At 66.1% G+C, this 25294-nt stretch carries 27 protein-coding genes; 12 read left to right on the top strand and 15 right to left on the bottom strand.

The features are described 5' to 3' along the window. Nucleotides 1-49: 49 nt before the first annotated feature. From AC3FLX_RS10810 to rfaE2, 6 genes are all read left to right on the top strand, one after another. Nucleotides 50-1030, top strand: a complete 981-nt coding sequence (locus tag AC3FLX_RS10810; protein ID WP_488696353.1) for a fumarylacetoacetate hydrolase family protein — start codon at nucleotides 50-52, stop codon at nucleotides 1028-1030. A gap of 140 nt (nucleotides 1031-1170) precedes the next feature. Further along, nucleotides 1171-1995, top strand: a complete 825-nt coding sequence (locus AC3FLX_RS10805) for an enoyl-CoA hydratase/isomerase family protein (protein ID WP_488696351.1) — start codon at nucleotides 1171-1173, stop codon at nucleotides 1993-1995. 54 nt (nucleotides 1996-2049) lie between these two features. Continuing rightward, nucleotides 2050-2976, top strand: coding sequence for a PhaM family polyhydroxyalkanoate granule multifunctional regulatory protein (locus AC3FLX_RS10800; protein WP_488696349.1), 927 nt, complete (start codon nucleotides 2050-2052; stop codon nucleotides 2974-2976). A gap of 62 nt (nucleotides 2977-3038) precedes the next feature. After that, entirely contained in the window at nucleotides 3039-4217 is a 1179-nt protein-coding gene (locus tag AC3FLX_RS10795; protein ID WP_488696769.1) for a patatin-like phospholipase family protein, read from the top strand. 132 nt (nucleotides 4218-4349) lie between these two features. Continuing rightward, nucleotides 4350-5195 carry a ferritin family protein gene (locus AC3FLX_RS10790; RefSeq protein ID WP_124682735.1) on the top strand — a complete coding sequence of 282 codons (846 nt, stop codon included), beginning with the start codon at nucleotides 4350-4352 and terminating at the stop codon, nucleotides 5193-5195. Nucleotides 5196-5332: 137 nt separating this feature from the next. After that, nucleotides 5333-5827, top strand: a complete 495-nt coding sequence (gene rfaE2 / locus AC3FLX_RS10785; protein ID WP_488696347.1) for a D-glycero-beta-D-manno-heptose 1-phosphate adenylyltransferase — start codon at nucleotides 5333-5335, stop codon at nucleotides 5825-5827. A gap of 90 nt (nucleotides 5828-5917) precedes the next feature. Here the strand turns inward: rfaE2 and AC3FLX_RS10780 are convergent, their stop codons facing one another. The 3 genes from AC3FLX_RS10780 to AC3FLX_RS10770 are packed head-to-tail and all read right to left on the bottom strand — an operon-like array spanning nucleotide 5918 to nucleotide 8474. Beyond that, nucleotides 5918-6703, bottom strand: coding sequence for an SPOR domain-containing protein (locus AC3FLX_RS10780; protein ID WP_488696345.1), 786 nt, complete (start codon nucleotides 6701-6703; stop codon nucleotides 5918-5920). Between the two features lie 41 nt (nucleotides 6704-6744). Next, complete coding sequence (locus AC3FLX_RS10775) at nucleotides 6745-7590, bottom strand: type III pantothenate kinase (RefSeq protein ID WP_488696343.1); 846 nt, start codon at nucleotides 7588-7590, stop codon at nucleotides 6745-6747. Beyond that, nucleotides 7587-8474: a biotin--[acetyl-CoA-carboxylase] ligase gene (locus AC3FLX_RS10770; protein WP_488696341.1), complete on the bottom strand. Its 888-nt coding sequence runs from the start codon at nucleotides 8472-8474 to the stop codon at nucleotides 7587-7589. Before AC3FLX_RS10770 ends, AC3FLX_RS10775 begins: the two co-directional genes overlap by 4 nt. Nucleotides 8475-8634: 160 nt before the next feature. Here AC3FLX_RS10770 and AC3FLX_RS10765 point away from each other — a divergent pair, with 160 nt between their 5' ends. From AC3FLX_RS10765 to AC3FLX_RS10745, 5 genes are read left to right on the top strand one after another with little or no spacing between them, the layout of a single operon-like run. After that, nucleotides 8635-9765: an MlaE family ABC transporter permease gene (locus AC3FLX_RS10765; RefSeq protein ID WP_488696340.1), complete on the top strand. Its 1131-nt coding sequence runs from the start codon at nucleotides 8635-8637 to the stop codon at nucleotides 9763-9765. Continuing rightward, nucleotides 9762-10613: an ABC transporter ATP-binding protein gene (locus tag AC3FLX_RS10760; protein WP_488696338.1), complete on the top strand. Its 852-nt coding sequence runs from the start codon at nucleotides 9762-9764 to the stop codon at nucleotides 10611-10613. Before AC3FLX_RS10765 ends, AC3FLX_RS10760 begins: the two co-directional genes overlap by 4 nt. Next, complete coding sequence (locus AC3FLX_RS10755; RefSeq protein WP_488696336.1) at nucleotides 10613-11554, top strand: MlaD family protein; 942 nt, start codon at nucleotides 10613-10615, stop codon at nucleotides 11552-11554. Before AC3FLX_RS10760 ends, AC3FLX_RS10755 begins: the two co-directional genes overlap by 1 nt. Nucleotides 11555-11598: 44 nt before the next feature. Next, nucleotides 11599-12297 (top strand): ABC-type transport auxiliary lipoprotein family protein, encoded by a 699-nt coding sequence (locus tag AC3FLX_RS10750; protein ID WP_488696334.1) that lies wholly within the window; start codon nucleotides 11599-11601, stop codon nucleotides 12295-12297. 49 nt (nucleotides 12298-12346) lie between these two features. Then, the gene (locus tag AC3FLX_RS10745; protein WP_488696332.1) at nucleotides 12347-13639 is read left to right on the top strand and encodes a VanZ family protein; all 1293 of its coding nucleotides are present in this window, start codon (nucleotides 12347-12349) and stop codon (nucleotides 13637-13639) included. 43 nt (nucleotides 13640-13682) lie between these two features. Here AC3FLX_RS10745 and pcp read toward each other — a convergent pair whose 3' ends face one another. The 9 genes from pcp to AC3FLX_RS10700 form a co-directional block, all read right to left on the bottom strand. Then, the gene (pcp, locus tag AC3FLX_RS10740) at nucleotides 13683-14339 is read right to left on the bottom strand and encodes a pyroglutamyl-peptidase I (protein ID WP_488696330.1); all 657 of its coding nucleotides are present in this window, start codon (nucleotides 14337-14339) and stop codon (nucleotides 13683-13685) included. A 9-nt stretch (nucleotides 14340-14348) separates the two neighbouring features. Beyond that, the gene (locus tag AC3FLX_RS10735; RefSeq protein ID WP_488696328.1) at nucleotides 14349-15299 is read right to left on the bottom strand and encodes a DUF979 domain-containing protein; all 951 of its coding nucleotides are present in this window, start codon (nucleotides 15297-15299) and stop codon (nucleotides 14349-14351) included. 3 nt (nucleotides 15300-15302) lie between these two features. After that, a complete protein-coding gene (locus AC3FLX_RS10730) occupies nucleotides 15303-16037 on the bottom strand; it encodes a DUF969 domain-containing protein (RefSeq protein WP_488696326.1) in 735 nt (244 codons plus the stop codon). 54 nt (nucleotides 16038-16091) lie between these two features. Then, nucleotides 16092-16829: a 5-oxoprolinase subunit PxpA gene (gene pxpA, locus AC3FLX_RS10725; RefSeq protein WP_488696325.1), complete on the bottom strand. Its 738-nt coding sequence runs from the start codon at nucleotides 16827-16829 to the stop codon at nucleotides 16092-16094. 40 nt (nucleotides 16830-16869) lie between these two features. Continuing rightward, nucleotides 16870-17889, bottom strand: coding sequence for a 5-oxoprolinase subunit C family protein (locus tag AC3FLX_RS10720; RefSeq protein ID WP_488696323.1), 1020 nt, complete (start codon nucleotides 17887-17889; stop codon nucleotides 16870-16872). Continuing rightward, a complete protein-coding gene (gene pxpB / locus AC3FLX_RS10715; RefSeq protein WP_488696321.1) occupies nucleotides 17886-18536 on the bottom strand; it encodes a 5-oxoprolinase subunit PxpB in 651 nt (216 codons plus the stop codon). Before pxpB ends, AC3FLX_RS10720 begins: the two co-directional genes overlap by 4 nt. 347 nt (nucleotides 18537-18883) lie before the next feature. Beyond that, complete coding sequence (gene lipA / locus AC3FLX_RS10710; protein ID WP_488696319.1) at nucleotides 18884-19876, bottom strand: lipoyl synthase; 993 nt, start codon at nucleotides 19874-19876, stop codon at nucleotides 18884-18886. Nucleotides 19877-19942: 66 nt separating this feature from the next. Then, nucleotides 19943-20665 carry a lipoyl(octanoyl) transferase LipB gene (gene lipB / locus AC3FLX_RS10705; protein ID WP_488696317.1) on the bottom strand — a complete coding sequence of 241 codons (723 nt, stop codon included), beginning with the start codon at nucleotides 20663-20665 and terminating at the stop codon, nucleotides 19943-19945. Between the two features lie 122 nt (nucleotides 20666-20787). Next, nucleotides 20788-21156, bottom strand: coding sequence for a DUF2917 domain-containing protein (locus AC3FLX_RS10700; protein WP_488696315.1), 369 nt, complete (start codon nucleotides 21154-21156; stop codon nucleotides 20788-20790). A 192-nt stretch (nucleotides 21157-21348) separates the two neighbouring features. Between AC3FLX_RS10700 and AC3FLX_RS10695 the strand changes: the two genes are divergently transcribed. Beyond that, nucleotides 21349-22305, top strand: coding sequence for a transcriptional regulator GcvA (locus AC3FLX_RS10695; RefSeq protein ID WP_488696313.1), 957 nt, complete (start codon nucleotides 21349-21351; stop codon nucleotides 22303-22305). Here AC3FLX_RS10695 and xerC read toward each other — a convergent pair. The 3 genes from xerC to rodA form a co-directional block, all read right to left on the bottom strand. Then, nucleotides 22302-23381, bottom strand: a complete 1080-nt coding sequence (gene xerC, locus AC3FLX_RS10690) for a tyrosine recombinase XerC (RefSeq protein ID WP_488696311.1) — start codon at nucleotides 23379-23381, stop codon at nucleotides 22302-22304. The two genes, AC3FLX_RS10695 and xerC, sit on opposite strands and share 4 nt — an antisense overlap. Nucleotides 23382-23410: 29 nt before the next feature. Then, a complete protein-coding gene (locus AC3FLX_RS10685; protein WP_488696309.1) occupies nucleotides 23411-24082 on the bottom strand; it encodes a DUF484 family protein in 672 nt (223 codons plus the stop codon). Nucleotides 24083-24149: 67 nt separating this feature from the next. After that, nucleotides 24150-25292, bottom strand: coding sequence for a rod shape-determining protein RodA (gene rodA / locus AC3FLX_RS10680; protein ID WP_488696307.1), 1143 nt, complete (start codon nucleotides 25290-25292; stop codon nucleotides 24150-24152). Nucleotides 25293-25294 lie beyond the last annotated feature (2 nt).

The following is a 25294-nucleotide window of genomic DNA, read 5'->3' as shown; positions in this document are numbered from 1 at the left end:
GGCTCCGGTAGACTACCGCCCATTCATTCCTGCCAATGTTCGATTTCGCATGAAACTCGCCACCCTGAAGGACGGTTCGCGCGACGGCCAGCTCGTCGTCGTCTCGCGCGACCTGAAGACCGCGCACTTTGCCACCGATATCGCCGGCAAGCTGCAGACCGTGCTGGACGATTGGCACTTCTACGCGGCGCAGCTGCAGGATCTGTACGACGCCCTCAACGCCGGGCGCGCGCGCCATCCGTTCCCGTTCCAGCCGAAGGACTGCATGGCACCGCTGCCGCGCGCCTACCAGTGGGCGGATGGGTCGGCCTACGTGAACCACGTGGAACTGGTGCGCCGTGTGCGCGGCGCCGAAATGCCGCCCGAATTCTGGACCGACCCGCTGATGTACCAGGGCGGTTCGGACGACTTCATCGGCCCTCAGGACGACATCGTCAGCCCCAATGAAGCATTCGGTATCGACTTCGAAGCCGAAGTGGCCGTGATCACCGGCGACGTGCGCATGGGCGCCACGCCGGAACAGGCCGCCGAGTCGATCCGGCTCGTGCTGCTTGCCAACGACGTGTCGCTGCGCAACCTGATTCCCGCCGAACTGGGCAAGGGCTTCGGCTTCTTCCAGAGCAAGCCGGCCACGGCGTTCTCGCCTGTGGCTGTCACGCCCGACGAGCTTGGCGATGCATGGAAGGACCGCAAGGTGCATCGGCCGATGATCGTTCACTGGAACAGCAAGAAAGTGGGTTGGCCCGACTGCGGCACCGACATGGTGTTCGACTTCGGCCAGCTGATCGCCCACATCTGCAAGACGCGCAATGTGCGCGCCGGCAGCATTGTCGGCTCGGGCACCATTTCGAACGTCGACCGCAGCAAGGGGTACTGCTGCATCGCCGAGAAGCGCATGCTTGAAACCATCGACAACGGCAAACCCGAGACCGGGTTCATGAAGTTCGGCGACGCCGTGCGCATCGAGATGCTCGATGCCGAAGGCAAGTCGATCTTCGGCGCGATCGACCAGGTTGTGGCGGCACGATAACCGCCATCCTCATCGCACGGACTGGGCCAAACCCAGGCTTGCGGAACGCCGCATCGTTCAGCCTATAATTCCCCGACCAGACGGTCGGGGAATTTTTTTGTCCGCCGCCCGCTCCTTCGACCCACTGTGGAATCCGCATCATGACGACCGACGCCAACACGCTCTCCCCCCGCCTGGCCCGTTACCAGGCTCTTACGCTGCGCCGTCACGGCCCGGTGCTCGAAGTGATCATGGGCGCGGCGCAGTCGGCCAACCAGAAACTGGCCACGGCCGACGCGAACATGCACCGCGAGCTGGCCGAGATCTGGCGCGACGTCTCGGCCGATCCGGATATCCGGGTGGCGCTGATTCGCGGCGAAGGCAAGGGATTTTCGGCCGGCGGCGACCTGGCGCTGGTGGAGGACATGGCCAACGATTTCGAGGTGCGCACGCGCGTCTGGCATGAGGCGCGCGACCTCGTCTACAACGTCATCAACTGCGACAAGCCGATCGTCTCCGCCATGCACGGGCCGGCCGTGGGCGCGGGGCTGGTGGCTGGCCTGCTGGCCGATATCTCGATCGCCTCGAAGACGGCGCGCATCGTCGACGGCCATACGCGGCTGGGCGTGGCGGCTGGCGACCATGCGGCCATCGTGTGGCCCCTGCTGTGCGGAATGGCCAAGGCCAAGTACTATCTGATGCTGTGCGAGTCGGTCAGCGGCGAGGAAGCCGAGCGGATCGGCCTGGTATCGCTGGCGGTGGAGGAAGACGAACTGGTGGCCAAGGCATTCGAGGTGGCCAACCGGCTCGCGGCGGGGTCGCAGACCGCCATCCGCTGGACCAAGTACGCGCTCAACAACTGGCTGCGCATGGCCGGTCCCGCGTTCGATACCTCGCTGGCGCTTGAATTCATGGGCTTTGCCGGCCCCGACGTGCACGAAGGCATGGCGAGCCTGCGCCAGAAGCGGCCGCCCGAATTCCAGTAACTCGGCCGCCGCGCTCCTGCACGGACGGCCCCCCACGACAGGGAGTGCCGCACCATGTTTGGACAGATTCCCGATTTCGGCAACAGCTTCGAATTCCTGCGCAAGCTCTGGTCCACGGGCAGTGGCATGCCCGGCGGCCTGATGCCAGGGCTGAGTGCCATGACGCCGCCGATGGATCTCGATGAAGTGGACAAGCGCATCCACGACCTCAAGGCCGTGGAAAGCTGGCTGCAGCTGAACACCAACCTGCTGCGCACGACGATCCAGGGCCTGGAGGTGCAGCGCGCCACGCTGGTGGCTTTGCAAACGTTCGGCAACGCGCTGTCGCCCGAGGCCATGCAGAGCGCGATGGAAAACGTCGCGCGTGCGGCCAATGCCCCGAGCGCGCATCCGCCCCAGCATCCCCACCATTTCAGCACCAGCCAGACGGTGTCCCAGGAACAGGCCGACGCCGAGAACGACGAGCCCGACGACGATGACGCGGAAACGCCGCCCGAGGCGGCCGCCGACGCCGGCGATGAATCCGGCGCAGCCGCATCCGGCGATCCCGGCCCCGCGCCAATGCCGCCCAACGCATCGCTTTGGTGGGACCTGCTGCAGCGGCAGTTCTCGCAAATCGCCAGTGGCGCCGCGGCGGCCGGCGCGGCCGCCGCCAGCACCGCGCCGTTCGGTGGCATGGCTGGATTCGGCACCGCCGCCACTCCGGGCGCGGGAGGCGTTGAACCCGGCGTAAAGAAGGACGCTCCCGCGCAGCGCAACGCCGCCAATGGCAAGGCCAAGCCTGCCGCACGCAAGGCCGCGGCGAAGAAGCCGGCTGCAAAAGCCGCATCGCCGAAAAACGGGGCGCAGAAGAAGGCCCCTGCCAAGGGCGCGGCAAAGGGTGCGGCAAAGAATGCCGCCGCCGCCGCCGGGCGCTCCGCAACGCCGGCCACGCCGCCCGTGCCACCCACGCCAGGCACGCCCGAGGACACCTTCGAGTGACCACGGCGACCCCTGCCACCGCGTTTGCACGCGCCCACCAGCGCCAGTCCACCGCGCTGGTGATGATGGGCGGCGGCGCCCGTGCCGCGTACCAGGCCGGGGTGTTGTCCGGCATTGCGAAGATCGCCTCGCGCCACGGGCTGGGGCACTGCCCGGCGCCGTTCGGCATCATCGCGGGCACATCGGCGGGGGCCATCAACGGTGCCGGGCTGGCCACCGGTGCCGGCGACTTCCGCACCGCCGCCGATACGCTGGCGGCGCTCTGGCACAGCCTGCATGCCGACGACGTCTACCGCACCGATGTGGTCCAGATGGGGGTGTCGGGCGCGCGCTGGCTATCGTCCCTGGCGTTCGGCTGGATCACGCGCAAGGCACCGCGCGCCCTGTTCGACAATGCGCCGCTGGGCAGCTTTCTGACCGAGTTGTTCGAACCCGGGCGCGTGCAGGCCAGCCTCGACAGCGGCGCACTGAACGCGTTCGCCGTCACGGCGCTGTCCTACAGCACCGGGCGCCACGTCACGTTCTACCAGTCGCACCGGCGCATCCACCCCTGGCAGCGCAACCAGCGCATTGCCGTGGAGGCGGCGATCGGCGTGGATCACCTGCTGGCATCCGCATCGATCCCGTTCCTGTTTCCGGCCATGCCACTGGAAATCGAGGGCCATCACGAATGGTTCGGCGATGGCACGATGCGCCAGATGTCGCCGCTGTCGCCGGCCATCCACCTGGGCGCTTCGCGCATCCTGGCCATCGGCGCCGCATCGCGCCAGCGCCCGGGCTGGTTCGATACGGTGCCGTCCGGCGGCTACCCATCGCTGGCGCAGGTGGGCGGCCAGGCGCTGGCGAGTATCTTCCTGGATGGACTGCAGGCCGATATCGAGCGGCTCATGCACATCAACCGGCTGCTTTCGCGCATGCCCGAGATGGCCAACGATGCGGAGGGCTGGCGGCCCGTGGAGGTCATGACGATCTCTCCGAGCGAGCCGATCGAGGCCATCGCCGCCGAGCACCTGCACCGGCTGCCGCGCACGGTGCGCGCCCTGCTGTCGCCACTGGGCGGCACCGAGGCACGCGGCGCCGCGTTTGCCAGTTATCTGCTGTTCGAACCCGAGTTCACGCAGGCACTGCTGGCGCTCGGCGAGCACGATGCCGCCAATCAGGCCGACGAGATCGCGGCCTTCCTGTACGGCGTGGTGCCAGAAACCAAGCCTGCTGCACAGGAAATATCAGAAGTGTCGTAGCAGCGCCACTTTCGACGCCCGACAGCTCACAAGCTGTTGCAATCCAACGCATCCGGGCTAAAACGGAGTAGAGAAAACATTCGAGAATGATTCTTGTCTGGTAGAATCCGCCCGTAATTTCAAAGGCTTAGCATGCTCTACCCCGAACTGTTCAAATCGTTGGAAGCGGTCCGCTGGCACATGGACAAAGACATCCCCTGGGATACCTTTGACGCAAGCCTGCTTACTGACGACCAGGCGAAGACCATCCGCATGAATGCGATCACCGAATGGTCGGCCCTGCCCGCCACGGAGATGTTCCTGCGCGACAACCGCCACGATTCCGACTTTTCGGCGTTCATGAGCATCTGGTTCTTCGAAGAGCAGAAGCATTCGCTGGTGCTGATGGAGTACCTGCGCCGCTTCCGCCCGGACCTGGTGCCGACCGAGGAAGAACTGCACGCCGTGCGCTTCGAGTTCGATCCGGCCCCGCCGCTGGAAACGCTGATGCTGCACTTCTGCGGCGAGATCCGCCTGAACCACTGGTACCGCCGCGCCGCCGAGTGGCATTCGGAACCGGTCATCAAGCACATCTACCGCACGCTGTCGCAGGACGAAGCCCGCCACGGCGGCGCCTACCTGCGCTACATGAAGAAGTACCTGGCCCAGTTTGGCGACAGCGCGCGTTCCGCGTTCGCCAAGATCGGCGTGCTGATGGCGTCGGCCCGTCGTACCGAAAAGCCGCTGCACCCGACCAACCTGCACGTGAACAAGGCGCTGTTCCCGAACGACACCGTGCAGTCGCGCCTGCCGGATCCGGACTGGCTCGAGCACTGGCTCGACGAGCAGATTCGCTTTGACGAGGTCTGGGAAAAGAAGGTGATCGAGCGGATTCTGCACAACATGTCGCTGCTGTTCGAGCGCACGTTTGAATCGGTGCAGGACCTGAACCGCTACCGCAAGGAGCTGAACGCCAACCTGCAGGCCGCCCAGGCTTGAGGCCCGGCAAACGCGGCGTGCGCTGCCGCAACGACGAAACCCCATCGGATTGATACGATGGGTTTTTTCATTGGGGCCTCCCCTTCTCCGGACGCCAGTCACTTAAACGTACACGTCCCCACGCTCAGACGCATTCCATGACCGCACCCGCCTTTGAATCCAAGCTGGTTCCCGCCGACGATATCGCCGCGTTGCATGCCGCCGTGGCGGCCCTGCCGCGCCCGCTGGTATTTACCAACGGCGTGTTCGACATCCTTCATCGCGGCCATGCCACGTATCTGGCCCAGGCGCGCGAGATGGGCGCCGCCCTGGTGGTGGGTGTCAACAGCGATGCGTCGGTGAGGATGCTGGGCAAGGGCGACGACCGCCCGCTCAATTTCGAAGCCGATCGCATGGCGCTGCTGGCCGCACTGGCTTCGGTGGACCTCGTGGCGATGTTCCGCGAACAGACTCCGGTGGAGCTGATCCGCCTGGTGCGTCCGGACATCTACGTGAAGGGCGGCGACTACGATATCGACACGCTTGAGGAAACGCGCCTGGTGCGCAGCTGGGGCGGCCAGGCGTACGCGATCCCGTTCCTGCACGACCGCTCGACGACCAAGCTGCTGACGAAGGTTCGCGCACAAGGCTGAGTCGATCCGGCGCATGGCGGCTCCGCTCTCCTGCGGGATGCTGCCTTGCGCCTCTCCCACGCAGGCGGACGAGTGGAGAAAACCCTCCGCTTACCCCGCCCGTGCGGCGCTGTCGTCGCCACGCGCCTGCGTCATCCCTTTGCAGGCCTGCAGCGCTTCGGCGCCATAGCGCAGACGCACCTCATCCATGCGGGCGCGCACCGCATCGTCGGCATGGGCCACACGTAACCACTGGCGCGATACCACGCGCGGCGCGTCGCTGATCTGCGCGGTGCGCACACCCTGCCCGCGCAGCGTTTCAAGGAATCGGTCGGCCCGCTCGCGCTCGCGGAACAGGCCCAGCGATACGGTGTACGACTCCGGGTCCCCGGCACTCACCACCGCTGCATCGGTCACCTTGCGGCGGCGCAGCTCGGCGAGCTTGCGGTCCGCATTCTCGCGCGTGGGCTGGGCTGGCAGATGGACCCACCAACGCACCTGCTCGCTACGTTCGAACTGATCCACCGGCAACGATGCACCTGCGGCGATGGCCGTCAGGTCCTCTTTCGCGCGCAGGACGCTCTGCGCCGTGAAGCCACCCATTTCCATACAGCTTTCGGCCGGCGCGGCGGCCAGCGTCACGCTGCCAGGCTTTGCATCATCCGGCACGGCACTGCGCGGCGACGGGGTCGATGCGGGGGCCGGTGTCTCAGCCGGTGGCGGCAGCATTTCCATGCGTTCGCCACGCACCTGTTGATCCACCCGCTGTGGCTCGCGCGGACTTTCCAGCATGCCGGCCAGCGGATGTTGCCCGAAGACACCCATCAGGGCGGCCAGCAGCAACGCATTGGCGATCAGCAGGATCAGCAACAGAACAGTGAGGCCGCGCCGGGACATGGATGGAAACAGTAAAAGTGAAGGTGATTGCCGAGTGCCGCTCAGGCCGACATCGCCATCGCATGCAACCCAAGCAGCACAAGATTATCGTGCATCTCGAACGGCATCGCGAGTGCACCTGCCACCGCATGGCGCGCGCCGCCGGACAACAGACAGCGCACCGGGCCGCGTTCGCCCAGCGCGCGCCATGTGCGCTCGATAGCGCCGGCCTGCGCGGCCAGACAGCCGGCCGCAATCGCATCGTGTGTGTTGTCTGCGCCCAACGCTCGCACCGCGCGCGCGGCACCGGTGCCGGTGTCCAGGACGTCGAGTTCGGGCAGTTGCGCCGTATTGCGCGCCAGCGTGCCCAGCATCAGTTGCAGGCCGGGCAGGATCAGCCCGCCATCGAACCTGGCGCCGCCGGGCGTGGCGGTGACGATGTCGAGTGTCGTTGCGGTTCCCGCCGTGACGATCAGAAGCGTCTGACCAGGCAGCCAGCGATGCGCGCCGATGCTACCCACCCAGCGGTCCACGCCAAGTTGCGTCGGCTCCCGATAGCCATTGATGAGGCCGCCATGCGTGGGCGTGGTGCGAACCCATTGTGGCGCGGCCTTGCCGCCGAAAGCGTCAGTCAGTAGCGCGTCGACCTCGCCCGCCAGCGTGGGTCCGGCGACGTTGGCGATCCACACCGCTGGCGCATGGTCGCCGGCAAGCCGCTGCCAGGCGCCGAGCAACGCGGCCCGCTCGGCGGGCGCTGCATGCGAGGCCGCGCCGGCATGCTGCCACGGCGTGGGCAATGCGCCCGCTGCTGCCGCAACACCGGATCGGCCGGGCTGGCCAAGCAGTTCATCCTCGCACCATGCCCATTTGAGCCGCGTGTTGCCGATATCGATCAACAGCGTACTCATGCGCGCTCCCTGCCCGACGGACGCAGCGATACCTCGCCGCTGGCAATCCGCTGCAGACCATCGGCCGTTTCCAGCAGCAGGTGGCCATCGCCGTCCACGCCACGCGCCAATCCTTCGGCCAGTACCTGCCCGTCGTGCAACAGGCGCACCGGTTCGTTGCGGAAGGCATCGCGCGCCGACCATGCCGAGGCCAGCGGCGCAAACCCCTCAGCCAGAAACGCCGCGCGCAGCGCCGCCAGCCGGTTCAGCACGGCGCCCAGGATGCGGGTGGGGTCGCGCCGCGGGTCGAACGCGGTCATTGCTTCGGCCACGCCGGCCAGGTCGCGGCCGAGCGCCGCTTCCATATGCGCGTCGCGCACCAGGTTCAGCCCGATGCCGATGACGGCCCAGATGCGCTGCGGCCCGGCCGGCACCGACTCGATCAGGATGCCGGCCAGCTTGCGGCCATCGATCTGCAGATCGTTGGGCCACTTGAGGCCGACGCGCGCGCCGCAGGCTGCGTCGCAATCCTCCAGTGCCTGCGCCACGGCCAGCCCCACGCCCAGGCTCAGGCCGCTGAGCCGTGCCGGCGCCAGCGCCAGCGGCATGGCCACGGAAAAAGTCAGCCCCGCCTGCCCTTGCCACGGCCGCCCCTGCCGGCCACGGCCCGCCGTCTGGCGGTAGGCCACGCGGACGCGCGCGACTTCGTCGTCCCACGGCGCGGCGCGGCAGGCCTGCGTCAGGTCGGCATTGGTAGAACCGGTTTCCTCGACTACCTCCACTTCCCAGCGCTGCGCGGGACCGCCATCGAGCGCGCGGCGCAACATGCCGGCGTCGATATGCCAGGCCCGCAGGGCGGCGGCATCAACGGCACGTACAGGTGAAGCATCGGAAAAGTCTGGCATGAGGCAACAAAGAGTCGGAAATGGGGAATCGAACGGAAATCAAACCGGTGTGCCGGAGTCTGCCGGAATTGTAGCTGTGGGCGTGTCGGCGGACGTCTGATCGCATGACCCCGGCTGGTAGCATAGAATCGAGACTCAGCCATCACATCACCCGCTTCATTTGGACCGCCAGCCGACGCCCGCCATCGATATCTCGCGCCAGGAAGGCGCCTGCAGCATACAACTGCAAGGCGACTGGACCGCCCTTGCGCTTGCCGGCTGCCACGAAGCGCGCGGCCTGCGCGCCCAGCTGCATGAGCTGGCCGAGGCGCCGCAGCATGCCAAGTGGTCGCTGGCCGGCGTGACACGGCTCGATCATATCGGCGCGCAGCTGATCTGGCAGGCCTGGAACGGCCGCATGCCCGACGCCGTGGAGTTAAACGACGGCCAGCGCCGCGTGTTCGACCGTATCGCCGGGTTGCGCACCGAGGGGTGGCACAAGACGATGGTGGACCGCTTCAATCCGGTGACTATCCTTGGCGCGAGCCTGCTGTCGTTCTTCGCCCAGGTCGGCAACGGCATCACGATGCTGGGCCAGCTCACGTTCGACCTGCTGCGCTTTCTGCGCGCGCCGCAGCGCGGCCCGTGGCGCGAAATATCGGCGAACATCTACAACGTGGGCTACAAGGCGCTTGGCATCACGGCGCTGGTCGGCTTCCTGATCGGCATCGTGCTGTCGTACCTGTCCGCCAACCAGTTGCGCACGTTCGGCGCCAGTACCTTCATCGTCAATATCCTGGGCATGGCGGTGATCCGCGAGCTTGGGCCGGTGCTGGCCGCCATCCTGATTGCCGGACGCTCGGGCTCGGCCATCACCGCCCAGATCGGCGTGATGCGCGTGACCGAGGAACTCGACGCGATGAGCGTGATGGGTATCTCGCATGGTTTCCGGCTGATCATGCCGCGCGTGATCGCGCTGGCCGTCTCGATGCCATTGCTGGTGGCGTGGACCGACGTGATGGCACTGGCCGGCGGCATGGTGTCCGCGCGCTACCAGCTCGATATCAGCTATGCGTTCTTCCTGCGCCAGTTGCCCGACGCGGTGCCGGTGGCCAACCTGTGGCTGGGCCTGGGCAAGGGCGTGGCGTTCGGCATACTGATCGCACTGACGGCCTGCCACTACGGCCTGCGCATCAAGCCGAACACCCAGAGCCTTGGCGAGGGCACTACGGCGTCGGTGGTGACGTCGATCACCGTGGTGATTCTGGCCGATGCGATTTTCGCCATCCTGTTCAAGAACGTCGGCCTATGAGCGAAATCGCCCCCTCTCACGTCGAGCGCGACATGCCGCGCGAGAAAATCATCGAGGTCCACAACCTCGTCAAGCGCTATGGCGACAACGTGGTGCATGACGGCCTGAACCTCGACGTCTATCGCGGCGAAGTCCTGTCGATCGTCGGCGGCTCCGGCACGGGCAAGACCGTGCTGCTGCGCCAGATCGTCGGGCTGGAGCGGCCGACATCGGGCACGATCAAGGTGTTCGGCGAGAACCCGTCCAGCCTCAATGCCGCGCAGCTGCAAGCGCTGCGCAGCCGCTGGGGGCTGCAGTTCCAACGCGGCGCGCTGTTCTCCGCGCTGTCGGTGATCGACAACATCGCGCTGCCGCTGCGAGAAATGCGCGCACTGCCGGACAACCTGATCTGCCAGGCGTCGCTGCTGAAGCTGCAGCTCGTGGGACTGTCCGCGAAGGACGCAGACAAGATGCCGTCGGACCTGTCCGGCGGCATGATCAAGCGCGTGGCGCTGGCCCGCGCCCTGGCGCTGGAACCCGAGCTGGTCTTTATGGACGAACCCACCGCGGGGCTGGACCCGATGGCGTCCGACGACTACGTGGCGCTAATCCACGAGTTGCGCCGGGAGCTGGGCCTGACCGTGGTGATGATCACGCACGACCTGGACACGCTCGTGGCGCTGTCCGACCGCGTGGCCGTGCTGGCCGACCACAAGGTGCTGGCCGCCGCGCCGATTCCCGAGGTGATCAAGGTCGATCATCCGTTTATTCGCGAATATTTCCTGGGCGAACGCGCCCAGCGCGCGCTGCAAGCGCTGCCCGCCGTCACCGGCCCCGGCGGCCACGGCGCGCAAACCGGAGAAGCCTGATGGAAAACAAATCAAACGCCTTCCTGGCCGGCGTTTTCACCATCGGCCTCGCCATCCTGGTGCTGTTCTCGCTGTTCTGGTTCAGCAGTGACCATGCCGTGCGCGTGCCGTACGACCTGATCACGCGGTCGACGGTGAACGGGCTCGGACCGCAGGCCGATGTGAAGTATCGCGGGCTCGATGTCGGCAAGGTGCTGTCGATCAAGTTCGATCCGCAGGTGCCGGGCCAGATCATCGTGCGCATCAGCGTGAACCAGGACACGCCGATCACGCGCACCACCTACGCCACGCTGGGCTTCCAGGGCGTGACCGGCATCGCCTATGTGCAGCTGGACGATACCGCGCGCGAGGATGGCACCGACACCAGTTCGCCGCCACTGCATACGTCGGCGCGCGAGCCGGCTCGCATCGTGATGCGGCCGGGCTTCTTCGAGGAACTGGAAAAGCGCGGCGATTCGCTGCTGACGCAGTCCGAAACGCTGATGGCGTCGCTGAACGAAATGTTCCAGACCGTCAACCGCGACGAGCTGATGTCGGCAATCCGTTCCGTGCACAAGACCGCCGACGACTATTCGAAGCTGGCCAACTCGCTGCAGCCCGCGGCCACCCGTCTGCCGCAGGCCGTGGACAACCTGAACGCCACGCTGGTCTCCACGCGCCGGCTGGCCGATGACCTGGCCAATCCGCGCGGCACCGTGATGAGCACCGTGAACCGTGTGGGCGAAAACATGCAGGGCGCCGCCGATTCGGTGGAGCGCGCTGCCGGCATCTTCACGCAAGAAACGCTGCCGCAGATCAACGGTCTGGCGCGCGACGCCCGCCAGACCGCGCGCAGCATCGACCGCGCGGCGGGCCAGTTCAACGACCAGCCCGCCAGCGTGCTGTTCGGTGGCCCATCGCCGACGCCAGGCCCGGGCGAGCCAGGCTTCCACGCGCCCTGAACCGCCATCACGCCATGCGTCAGATCCATCGTCGGGAATCCATCATGAGAACCGCTACCGCTCTTGCCACGCTGGCCATGCTGATTGCCCTGTCCGGCTGCAGCGTGCTGTCGTCATCGAAACCGAGCACTACCTATGACCTCGGGCCGCTCGCCGCCGCGCCGTCCCAGCCGCCGGCCCGCCTGCCGAAGCTGCGCGTGGCGCAGACCGACGGCCCCACGTGGATGGACGGACAAGGCATCTACTACCGGCTGCAATACACCCAGGCACAGCGGCTGCAGGCGTATTCGACGCAACGCTGGGTCGATGCCCCGACCCGGCTTTTCGATGATCGCCTGCGCGACGCCGTATCCGGGCGTGGCGAACTGACGTGGTACGGCGACACCACCGTGCCCGCCATCAAGGTAGACCTGCTGGGCTTCGAACAGGTATTCGACTCGGCCACCAGCAGCCGCGGCGTGGTGCGCGCCCGCGCGACGGTGTTCCACAAGGCGCTGATCGGGCAGAAGACGTTCGTGGCCGAGCAACCGGCACCCAGTGCCGATGGCGCCGGCGGCGTGAAGGCGCTATCGGCCAGCACCGACGCGGTGATCGCGGCGATCCTGGACTGGGCTGCCACGCTGCCGCTGGAGGCCGCCGCCGCCACTGCCCCGGCACCACTGCCACGCGCGAATCCGCCGGGACGCGACGCCGTGCCATCGCCGACCGGAGAGACGCCAAAGCCCGCGCCGCCGCGCCAATGAGGCGTGGAGAGCCTATAGTGCAACTCAGGTTGCAAGGTTTCCCGCAGTCATGACTACGGACACTCCTCTACCTCTACCTCCATCGCCGCCGCAGGCGCCGCAACAGACGGAGCTGGAAGGCTGGCTGCCGCGACATTCGCCGCTGGCGCGCGTCGGGCTGATCTGTTTCACGCTGCTCGTGGTCTACGCCAGCCTGTATCCGTTCTCGGGCTGGGTCGACAACGGCATCTCGCCGTTCGCCTTCCTGACCGCGCCGAAGCCGCGCTACATCACCGAGTTCGACCTGCTGACCAATGTGCTGGGCTACTGCCCGTTTGGCGCGCTGGTGGTGCTGTCGCTGCACCCGCGCGTGTCGGGCGCGCGAGCCACGCTGATTGCGCTGATCGCCGGCGCCTTGCTGTCGTCGGTCATGGAGGCGCTGCAGACCTGGCTGCCCACGCGCATCCCCTCGAACATCGACCTGATCACCAATGCGCTGGGCGCCATGCTTGGCGCCGCGGTGGTCGCGCCGTTCACGGGAGCCCTGATCGACCGTGGCACGCTGACGCGGCTGCGCATGGCGTGGTTCGAGCCGCACGCCAGCTTTGCGATCATCCTGATCGTGCTGTGGCCGTTTGCGCAGATCTTTCCGCAGGAACACCTGTTCGGGATGGGCGGCATCGTGCGCGAATGGCTGACGGACGCCGACTCGTGGCCGATGGCCTGGGTGCAGGCTTATTTTCCGGCGCTGATTGCGTGGCAGGACAGCATCAACCTTCGTCCCGATGATTTGCAGAACCAGTTGCTGCTGGAAACGCTGGTGACGGCGTCGAGCTGGATCGGCACGGGCCTGTTTGCCTCGATGGCGATGCGGCGCACGGCGCCAATGCTGCGCATTCTCGCCGGGCTGCTGACCGCCGCGCTGATCATCAAGGCGGGCGTCGCGGAGTTGCAGTTCCCCGACGACAATGCTTTCAACTGGCTTTCCGAAGGCGGGCGATTCGCGCTGCTGACCAGTTCGCTGGTGCTGGTGCTACTGCTGCGCTTGCCACGGTGGCTGCGCGCGCTCTTTGCCGTTGTGGCGCTGGTGAGCCTGGTGGTGCTGACCAATATCCTGCCGCCGAATCCGTACGCGTGGATCTCCGAGCAGGGCTGGCGCATGGGCCGCTTCATCCATTTCAACAGCCTGGCGCAATGGTTGGGCTGGCTTTGGCCGTTCCTGGCGTTCTTCTATGTGGTCTGGCGCTTCGAGCAGATCACGCTGCGGCGGCGCCTGCAGAAGCGTGCGCATCGGCGCGCCACCGCGCGGGCCGTGGCCGCGGCCACGGAAGGCCGGCAGGAATCGAAGCAGCCGCCGGCGTGAACCGGCGCCGAAGCTGAGACATCTGAAATACGACAGCCAACCGTTAGTGCAGTTGTCCGCCTTGCTCGCGGATATCGGTATCGGTCGACAGCGACGTCGCCACTGCCGCGCGCAACCCCGCGATCAGCGTACCGAGTGCCAGGCTGGGCGCGCCCGGATGCCGGGCCGCCTGCTCGGGCAGGTACGGAATATGGATGAAGCCGCCACGCGTGGCCGATGACTGGCGTTGCGCCAGCGCGTGCATCAGACCGTAGAACACGTGGTTGCAGACAAAGGTGCCGGCCGTCTGCGACACCATCGCCGGCACGCCGGCCGCGCGCATATCGCGCACGATGGCCTTGATCGGCAGCGTGGAAAAATAGGCGGCCGGGCCATTCTGCGCGATGGTCGTGTCGATCGGCTGCGCGCCCGCGTTGTCCGCGATGCGTGCGTCGTCGACATTGATCGCCACGCGCTCGATCGACATCTCGGTACGGCCACCGGCCTGGCCCACGGCAATCACCACATCGGGGCTAAGCGATTCCACGAGCGCGGCCATCGCATCGATGGCCTTGCCAAACACGCACGGCAGTTGGCGCGCGACGATCACCGCGTCGCCGACGCGCTCCCCATCGAGCGCCCGCACCGCCTCCCATGAAGGGTTGATCGGCTCCTGTTCAAACGGCTCGAAGCCGGTCAGCAAAACGGTACGGGTGGACATGGCGATTCCTTACATCAGGAAGTACAGCAGGAAGATATTGGCCACGAGGATGCCAAGCGCGGTAGGCACCTGCGCGCGGATCACGGCGTTCTTGTCCTCAAGCTCCAGCAGCGCGGCCGGCACGATGTTGAAGTTGGCCGCCATCGGCGTCAGCAGCGTGCCGCAGTAGCCAGAGAACATGCCGATCGCCGCCATCACGGCCGGGTTGCCGTGGAACACGCCAACCAGGATGGGCACGCCCACGCCGCCGGTCATCACCGGGAACGCGGCAAAGCCATTGCCCATGATGACCGTGAACAGCGCCATGCCCACGCAATACACGGCCACGGCCACGAACTTGAAGTCCATGTTGATGTAGGACGTGGTCAGGTGCGCGACGGCCTTGCCCACGCCGGCATCGGCAAACACCAGGCCCAGCATCGCCAGCATCTGCGGCAGCACCAGCGCCCAGCCCAGCGACTCGATCAGGCGGCGCGATTCACGCACGCTCTGGGCGGGCGTATCGCGGGTGAGCCAGCAGACGACGAGCAGCGAAACCACGCAGCCGATGCCCAGCGACACGAACGTGACATTCTTCGGATCGAGCAGCGCCAGGTCGCCAATCTTGACGTCCTTGAACAGCACCGTGCCCAGCACCGTGATCAGCGGAATCAGCAGCGCGGGAATAAACAGCCGGTTGCCCAGGCGCTTCGCGCTGGCACGGCGCTCATCCTCGGACAGCGTGCCGTGCTTGCCGTGGCCCACACCGCCAAACCCGGCGATCAGCGCCATCACTACCGCTGCTACGCCGACGATGGCCGGCGGAATCTTGTCGCCAATCAGGAAGATGACCGCGTAGAGCAGCCAGAACAGGCCCGTGGACAGACGACGCGGGTGCGTCTTGTCCGTGAACGTCATCAGCGCCGTGATCAGCAGGACAAACCCGGCCAGCCAGTAGAGGTATTGGATCGAGACAATCATCGCTTACTCCCCCTTGGCGCCAGCGGTGGCCGGCGTGCCGGCCGGTTGTTGCCCGCCCAGCTCGCGTGCGAGCCAGCCATCCAGGCGCTTCAGGCGCACGGCGTGGATCAGGAACGCGCAGATTGCGGTCGGGATACCCCAGACGGCGATATGCAGCGGCTCCACGTCGATGTTCGACGAAAGCAGGAACGTGTGCATCAGCGCAATCGCGCCGAACGCCACGAAGATGTCTTCGCCGAAGAACAGACCCACGTTGTCGGTGGCTGCGCAGAATGCCAGCACGCGCTGGCGCACCGGCTCGGGCAGGTGACCGAACTTGTTTTCGGCCGCGCCTTCCGCCATCGGCGCCAGCAGCGGACGCACCATCTGCGGATGGCCGCCCAGGCTGGTCAGGCCGACGGCAGCGGTCAGCTCGCGCACGGCCAGGTAGACGATCAGCAGACGGCCAACCGTGGCCGAAGCGATACGCGAGATCCACGCCTGCGCGTGCTCGCGCAATCCGTGGCGTTCCAGCAGGCCGATGACGGCGAGCGGCAGCAGAATGATCAGCGGCAGGCTACGCGCCTTGACGAACGCCGTACCGATTGCCGTGAAGATCTGCTCAACGGGCATCGACGCGGCCAGCCCCGTGACAACGGCGGCTGCCGCCACCACCATCATGGGATTGAACCGCAGAACAAAGCCTAGGATGATGACACCGACCCCCAGCAGGGGCCAAAGATTGACAGCCGATTGCATAGGACTTACCTGAGTGCTAGTGGAGCAAAAGCCAGCGCTGCCGGGAATCTCCCGTCAGTTGGCCCGGATAGCAATGCCTTCCGCGCCGAGCCGGTCCCGGATGCGGCGCGCGAAGGCAAGCGCGTGGGCGCCGTCGCCGTGCAGACACACGGTTTCGGCGCGAATGGGTACCCAGGTGCCGTCGATCGCGCGCACCTGCTTGTCGCGGATCATCGAAAGCGTCTGGTTCAGAGCAACCTCTTCATCGTCGTGCAGCGCGCCCGGCGTGCCACGCTTGACCAGCGTGCCGTCGGGGTTGTAGCCGCGGTCGGCGAACACTTCTTCTTTCACGCGCAGGCCCACGTCGCGGGCCATCGTGATCATCTGGCTGTTGGCCAGGCCGAAGAAAACCAGGTCGGAGTCATAGTCGCGCACGGCGCGAATGATCGCGTCGCAAAGCCGGGCGTCGCGCACGGCCATGTTGTAGAGCGCGCCGTGCGGCTTCACGTGCGCCAGCTGGCCACCCTGCGCGCGCACCATCGCGTCGAGCGCGCCGATCTGGTACAGCACATCGGCATAGACCGCTTCGGGGTCGCGCTGCATTTCCGTACGGCCGAAGTTCTCGCGGTCCGGAAAGCTCGGGTGCGCGCCGATGGCCACGTTGTTGTCCAGCGCCCACTTCACGGTCTGCAGCATCGTTGCCGCGTCGCCCGCGTGCCAGCCACAGGCCACGTTGGCGGAACTGATCAGCTTGAGCAGGGCTTCGTCGTTGCCGCAGCCTTCGCCAAGGTCGGCGTTGAGGTCGATTTGCATGGGACGTTCTCCGGATGTGTGGGGACGATTCAATCGGGGTCTAGGCAACAAAGCGCGTGGTGGTGCGGCGGCGCGCGGCAATCTGCATGCCGCCGTGCTGCCAGCGCAGCGCCTGATCGATCTGGCGCAGATAGCGGTCCACCTCGGCCTGTGCCAAGGCAGCCTCCTCGATCGTTACTTGCTGGAAGCGCACGCTGGCACCAAGCGACACCTGCGCCAGGCGCCACAGGTCCGCGCCGATCACGGTGCCGATCTTCGGATAGCCGCCCGTGGTCTGTGCATCGCTCATCAGCGCGATCGGCTGGCCGTTCGTCGGCACCTGCATCACGCCCGGCATCACGCCGTGGGACAGCAGGTCGCCCGAGCGGTCGGCGCGGCGCGCCAGGGCCGGGCCTTGCAGGCGCAGGCCCATGCGGTTGCTCTGCGGCGTGATCGCCCATTCGGACGACCACAGCGCGGCCTGCGACTCAGGCTCGAAATCGGGATACTCGGGGCCGGCCAGCATGCGGATCACGAGGGCGTTGCCTTCGCGCCTGACCGGCAATGCCCAGCCCGGTGCCGCCACGCCCAGCCAGTCCTGTTCGGATTCGATGCCGGGACGTCCCACGGGCAGGCGGTCGCCTTCCTTCAGGGCGCGGCCTTCGAAACCGCCGTAGTTCGACTTGAGATCGGTGCTGCGGGAATTCATCACCACGGGCACGTCGATACCACCGGCCACGCAGAGATAGGTGCGGGTGCCGCCGCGCGGCGCGGGCAGCGTCAGCGTCTCGCCACGGCGCACGTCGAACGCATGCCACGACCAGACCGGCACGCCGTCGACATTCGCACTGCACTCGGCACCGGTCAGTGCCACGCGCATGTCGGCATCGAAGCGCAGCGCAGCGCGGCCCAGCGTGAATTCGATCGCCGCGGCATTCGGCTCGTTACCCAGCAAGCGATTGCCGACCTGCAGCGCCAGGCCATCGGCCGCGCCGGAACGGCCCACGCCAAAGCGGCGAAAACCGACCCGGCCCAGGTCCTGCACCGACGCCTGCGCGCCGGGACGAATGATCTCGATCACAGCAGGACCTCCTCGGCAACGAACTTGACGGTATCGCCGGGCGCGAACAGCGAGGGCGGATCGCGGTCGGCAACGAACAGCTGCGCATCGGTATGTCCGATCAGCTGCCAGCCACCGGGCAGCACGGCGGGATAGATACCGGTCTGCTCACCGCCGATGCCCACGGCTCCGGCCGGCACGGCCAGGCGCGGCTCGCGGCGGCGCGGCGTTGCCAGTTCGGGCGCCAGGCCACCCATGTACGCGAAGCCGGGCTGAAAGCCCAGGAAGTACACGACGTATTCGCCAGCGGCGTGGCGGCGCACCACTTCCTGCGGCGTCAGGCCGGTATGCGCGGCCACATCGGCAATATCGGGGCCGTATTCGCCGCCGTAGCGCACGGGGATCTCCACGAGCTTGCCCGTGGCATTGCGCGTCTCACCCGACGCCCACGCGAGCTTCAGGTTGCGTTCCAGCGCGATCACGTCAGCGGTGTCGTCGAAGGTCAGCGTCAGGTTGTTCATGCCGGGCACCACGTCCACCACGCCACGCCAGTCGGTGGCACGCTCGGCCATCGCCCAGATACGTCGCTGGACGTACAGCGACGCGGGCGGCGCAACGCTGTAGAGCAACGCCTGTTCGGCCAGGCGGTGAACGGTGCAGTTAGGCATGGGCGGGCTCGCTGATTTGGGGGCCGAGGCTTTGATCCATGCAGTGTAGGCGCCACAAGGACCGCGATCTGAACTCGCCAAAGAACCCGATGTGACTTAATCGAATTTCATCAACGATTTATCGATAAATTCATAATATCGAAACATGGCAACGCCCGGCACTCGGGGTTGACCCTATGTAGTTGTGCACCGTTTGGCGCAAGATGGCGCCACAAGAGGGATAAAGTTAATAGTGAAGCACTTACGAAGAAAGGCGTTTGTAAGGTGCCGTGCAGACATCCAGGGACAAAAAAAACCGGCCAGGGAGTCCTGGCCGGTTTTTGGTGAAGCAGGAAGCGTGGCAGCGATCAGGCAAATCCGGCCTGATGCGCCTGCTGGTCGGCGTGGTACGAGCTGCGAACCATCGCGCCCACGGCGGCGTGGGTGAAGCCCATCTTGTAGGCCTCTTCCTCGAACATCTTGAACGTGTCCGGATGGACGTAGCGCATCACCGGCAGGTGGTGATTCGACGGCGCCAGGTACTGGCCGATCGTCAGCATGTCGATATCGTGCGCGCGCATGTCGCGCATGACTTCGAGGATTTCCTCATCGGTTTCGCCCAGGCCGACCATCAGGCCCGACTTGGTCGGCACGTCCGGGTTGCGGCGCTTGAACTCCTGCAGCAGCTTCAGCGAGTGCGCATAGTCGGCGCCGGGGCGAGCCTGCTTGTACAGGCGCGGCACCGTTTCCATGTTGTGGTTCATCACGTCCGGCGGCGATACCTGGAGGATGTCCAGCGCCTTGTCCAGGCGGCCGCGGAAGTCAGGCACCAGCACCTCGATGCGCGTGTTCGGCGACAGCTCGCGCGTCTGCGAGATGCAGTCCACATAGTGCTGGGCGCCGCCGTCGCGCAGGTCATCACGGTCCACGCTGGTGATCACGACGTAGTTCAGCTTGAGCTGCGCAATCGTGCGCGCCAGGTTGCCCGGCTCGTTCACATCGAGCGGGTCCGGACGGCCGTGGCCCACGTCGCAGAACGGGCAGCGGCGCGTGCACTTGTCGCCCATGATCATGAACGTGGCCGTGCCCTTGCCAAAGCATTCGCCAATGTTCGGGCAGCTCGCCTCCTCGCACACCGTGACGAGGTTGTTGGCACGCAGGATGTCCTTGATCTCGTAGAAGCGCGAGTTGCCGGTGGCCGCCTTGACGCGGATCCAGTCCGGCTTCTTGAGCTTTTCGGCCGGCACGATCTTGATGGGGATACGTGCGGTCTTCTCGGCCGACTTCTGCTTCTTGGTAGCGTCGTATTCGGCGGGGCTTTGCGGGGCTTCGCTGGACGTGGCGATCAGTGCGTCGCTCATACTGTTCTCCGCACGCGCAGCCGCGTGCATGTTTGGCGTTGATTCGGGGCCGGGCGTGCCACGGGTTCAGGCAGCCTCGGCGGCGGCATTCCCGTGGGCCTGTTGCGCGCGCGCTTCGCGCGCTGTCAGGACCTCGCACAGGGCCGCCGCCAGGCGTTGTGCGATTGCGGGTTGTTGTGCCGCGGTGACGGGCAGCGGGCCGGCATCGTCCGCCAACCCGAAGGTGGCGCCCGCCGTGGCCATGTCGACCGTTTCCAGTCCGGCATAGCCGCAGGGGTTGATGCGCAGGAACGGGTTCAGGTCCATCTGCACGTTCAGGCTGACACCGTGGTAGCTGCAGCCGTTGCGGATCTTGAGACCGAGCGCGGCAATCTTGGCGCCCTGGTGAGGTCCATCCGTCAGATAGATCCCAGGAGCGCCGGCCTTGCGTTCGGCTGCGAGATTATACGATGCGAGCGTGTCCAGCACGGCCTGCTCGATGTCATGCACGAGCTCGCGCACCAAGAGGTGCCGGCGGCGCAAATCCAGCAATAGATACGCCACGACCTGGCCAGGACCGTGATAAGTGATCTGACCGCCACGATCGATCTGTACGACCGGGATGGTGTCGTCGGGTGCCAGCAGATGCGCGGGATCTCCGGCCTGCCCAAGCGTATAGACCGGGGGATGCTCAACCAGCCAGATCTGGTCGGGCGTCTCGGGAGTGCGAGCCGCGGTGAAGGCCCGCATCGCGTCGAAACAGAGCGCGTACGGCTGGCGGCCCTGATCGATGACTTGGATCGGATGCATGCCCGAGAGTGTAACGAAAAGGGCCGGACTGCGCTGAGCGGTCCGGCCCTTTTCAGGGTCACTATTTGGGTCGATTTTCGTCGTTTGGCGGCCACACCAGCCTCAGCCGTGGCCGCACCCGATCATGAGGCGTGGACCTTGTCCTGGCCCGGCGTCCATTCCGTGCCTCGAACCAGGCGCTTCGCGGCGCGGAACACCAGATGCGGCACATCGGCCAGCGTCAGCACCGGACGGCGCGCTTCCGCGATCAGGGCCAGCCGCACCGCGCCTGTAGCGCGCGGGTCGATGCTGAGCACGATCTCGTCACCGCGCCGGAGCAGCAGACTCCCGCCGCAGCGCAGCCAATAATCCTCGGAATCGTTCTCACGGGTCACCCATACGTCGACGCCTTTGGCATCTTCCACAAACAGACGCTGGGCGGAGTGCACCGACAGCGGGGCGACTTCACCGGGGTTCAGCGTAAAGACGGTCGTTGTGAGTAGGGCTTTCATGATGGCTTCTCCGTGAGTCCGGGGCCCACCGTGTTGTCAGAGTGGCCGGAACTGGCTTGGTCATTGGACCAGCACAGTTGGGGGCGTTGTTGGCGGGGTCCGGTGAAGTGAATTCTAGTGATGGACCCGGCGCTATCAAAACGATATATATTCTTGTGTCTTGTTAGCTAATCTCACATAGGCGAGGTCATCATGGTCTGGAGTGGCGCCTGGCATCCCGACGAGCCCCGCAGCTGGAAGCGCGAGTTTCCGCGCCTGCCTGCGCTGGCCGCATTACGCACCTTCGAGGCCGCGGCCCGCCACGAGAGCTTTTCTCGCGCGGCCGCCGAACTGTTCGTCACCCACGGCGCGGTCAGCCATCAGATCCGCGCGCTGGAGGAAGAGCTGGGCCAGCAGCTATTCGAGCGGCGCGGCAAGCGGGTGATGCTGACCGCCAACGGCCGGCTCTATGCCGAGCGCGTGCGCGACGCGCTGCTGCAGATTGCCGATGCCACGCGCGCGCTGCAGGCCGGCAACCGCGAGAAACGGCTGACCATCAGCACCATGCCGTCGTTCGCCGCGCGCTGGCTCACGCCGCGCATCGGCAGCTTTATCGAGCAGCATCCGGAATTCGATGTGGAATTGCTGTCATCGAACTCCCTCGTCGACTTTGCCAACGAGGAAGTGGACGTGGCGCTGCGCATGGGCGGCGGCCAGTATCCGGGCCTCTATGTCGAAAGACTGCTTGACGATGTGTTCTTCCCCGTCTGCAGTCCGCATTTCAATGGCGGCCGGCTGCCCGAGCAGCCCGCGCACATGGCCGGCATGCCGCTGCTGCGCGGCGAGGGCGATCCGTGGAAGCCGTGGTTCGAAGCGGCCGGGCTGGCCTGGCCGGAGCCGACCAAGGGCCTGATGATGCAGGACTCGTCGCTGCTGCTGCAGGCAGCCGCCGAAGGCCAGGGCATTGCGCTGATCCGGTCGTCGCTGGCCTATAACGACCTGTTGTCGGGCCGCGTGGTGCGGCTGTTCGACGTCAGCATTCCGTGCCCTTGGCTGCTGCATTTCGTGTGCACGCACGCCAGCCTGGAAACGCCGAAGGTGCAGGCCTTCCGGCATTGGCTCCTGCCGGAGATGGAGCGCTTCCGCAATATCCTGTCGCAGTGGACCTAGTCTTCGCTGTCCGGCGCGCTGGCCGCGTCGGGACGCGCGGGCGCTGAATCGGGTGCGGTCTTGCGCGCGCGTCCGGCCCTTGGATGGGCCTGGTCGTAGACCTTGGCCAGATGCTGGAAGTCGAGCGACGTATAGACCTGCGTGGTGGCAATACTCGCGTGGCCGAGCATTTCCTGCACCGCGCGCAGATCGCCCGATGACTGCAGCATGTGCGTGGCAAACGAATGCCGCAGCATATGGGGATGAACATTGGTCGGCACGCCGGCGGCCAGCGCTTGTTGCTTGATGCGCGTCTGCACGGTGCTGCCCGACAGCCGCCGGCCCCGCGTACCCAGGAACAGCGCGTGAGCATCCTCGGGCAACGCTTCGGGACGCAGCAGCGTTTCGCGGACGTCCAGCCACGCCTTCAATGCCTCGATAGCCTTGCTGCCCACCGGCACGGTGCGGCGGCGCGAGCCCTTGCCGATCACCGTGACCTCGGCCCCCTTCAGGTCGAGCCAGCCGACAGACCGGTAGTCACCGTCCTCGGTATAGCGCACGTCGAGCTGGGTCAGCTCGGACAGCCGCAGGCCACTCGAATAGAACAGTTCAAAAACAGCCCGGTCCCGAGCGGCTTCGGTCGTATCCCCGCTCCGGTGCGCCACCAACGCAACCGCGTGCTCCACCGACAGCGCCTTCGGCAGCGGCTGGCCGCGCTTGGGCGCGCGCACGCCGTCGACCGGATTGGCCGTCACGCCGTGCCCATGCCGGGCCGCCCACAGGTAGAAGCCGCGCCACGCCGACAGCGTGCGGGCGATGGTCCGCGCGGATAGCCCGCCACCATGCATGCGCGCGGCAAAGGAACGGATATGGCGGGTTTCCAGCGACAGAAGCGGCACGCCCGCCGCTAGGCGCATGGCGGATTCCTGCAGCCCCGACAGGTCGTGCGCGTAGCTGGTCAGCGTGTGTTCCGCCAGCTTGCGATTGGTGGCCAGCCAGTCCAGATAGCGCAGCACCAGCGGATCGGGGGCAGGCTTTGCGGCCTCCGTTGCCTCGGCGGGCGCTGTTTCATCCTTGCCCGGCTGGCGCTTGCGCATGGCGGTTGCTGGCGGCTATGCAGGACGGATCAGTCGCGCAGGCGATTCAGCGCGGCGCCAGCCACTTCGCCAATCTGCGACAGATAGGCCGTGCCCATGCCCTCGTGGAACCGGCGAGGTTCGGGCGAACCCAGCACCATCAGGCCGAATGCGGCGCCGGGCCCTTCCTCGGGCAGCCGCGCCGGCACGCGCAGCGTCACCATTGCCAGCGATTCGATGTCAGCGCGCTCCAGAAGACGCGCGGCTTCGAAGCCGCTGTTGGCACCGCAGAACGGTGCGCGCAGCCCTTCGGCAAACAGGCGCAGGTCGTCGCTGGCACCCTGGGCCACTTCCATGTGGCTGAATGCCTCGCCGACATTCCACAGGCGCAGGGCCACGGCCGGCACGTCGAACACTTGCTGCAGGCCGTCCTGCACCGCGTATGGCAGCGCGTGCGAATCGGCTTCGGCCAGCAGGCGCAGCAGCCAGGCGTGCATGCGCTGCTGCGTGCGGTCGTTCTCGTGGCCGTGGCGCACCAGGTCGGCCAGCTTCAGTTCCAGTCCCTTGTTCTTTTCGCGCAGGATTTCCATCTGGCGCTCCTGCAACGACACCGCGCGGTGACTGTGGGGGCTGGTCAGTTGCACCGTGGCCAGCAGCTCGGCGTGGTCCTCAAAGAACTGCGGGTTGTTCTGCAGATAAGCGGCGACTTCTTGGGCGTTCATAAGCTTCTACCGGTACGAGGACAGTATTTTCGGCTGGCAGTGTAGCAAAGTGATGCGAGCGCCGGCGCTAGGTCTGAATCAGTCGCTTCTGCCGCGAGATGCTCATCAGAATGCCGATACCCATGCCGAGCGTCACCAGTGCCGTACCGCCATAACTCAACAGCGGCAGCGGCACGCCCACCACGGGCAGGATCCCGCTCACCATGCCCATGTTCACGAAGGCGTAGGTGAAGAAGATCAGCGTGATGGAACCGGCCAGCAGCCGCGAGAACAATGTCGGCGCATTGGCCGCAATATAAAGCCCGCGGAAGATCAGCAGCAGGTAGAGCACCAGCAGCACGGCATTGCCGATCAGGCCGAATTCCTCGGAAAACACCGCAAAAATGAAGTCGGTATGCTTTTCCGGGATGAATTCCAGGTGAGTCTGCGTGCCCTTGAGCCAGCCCTTGCCCGTGACGCCGCCCGAGCCAATCGCGATGATCGACTGGATCGTGTGGAATCCCTTGCCCAGCGGATCGGTGGTCGGGTCCAGCAGCGTGCAGACGCGATGCTGCTGGTAGTCATGCAGGATCGGCCAGTTCACGCCCGGCGCGCAGATCTGGGTCTCGTAGCTGACCAGCAACGTGATGGCCAGCACGCCCACGGCCAGCAGCGGCAGAATGATCTTCCACGACAGTCCCGCGAAGTAGATCACATACAGGCCGGCGGCCAGCACCAGCAGGCCGGTGCCCAGATCGGGCTGCTTGGCGATCAGGCCCACCGGAATGCCGAGGATGACCAGCGCCACGACGAAGTCGAACCACCTGATCACGCCCTCGCGCTTCTGGAAGTACCACGCCAGCATCAGCGGCATCGAGATCTTCATGATCTCCGAGGGCTGGATCACCATGCCCACGTTGAGCCAGCGCCGCGCGCCCTTGCGGATCAGCCCGAACATCGCCACCGCGATCAGCAACGCCACCCCTACGGTGTAGAGCGGCACGGCTACCCGCATCAGCAGCTGCGTCGGCATGTAAGCGATAACTATCATCACCACGTAGGACAGCAGGATATTGCGCAGCTGGTCTTCCACGCGGCCCGGCATATCGATGGCGGCCGAATACAGGGCCACGATGCCCGTGGCGAAAAGCAGGAAGACGATCAGGGCCAGTGGCTTGTCAAAACCGGTCAGGGCCGTCTTGACCGTCGAAACGACGCGGCGTTTATCCATTG

The sequence above is a fragment of the Cupriavidus sp. 291-E7 genome (assembly GCF_057798835.1).
The sequence above is the reverse complement of the archived record's forward strand: the minus strand, read 5'-3'. Positions and strand labels throughout refer to the sequence as shown.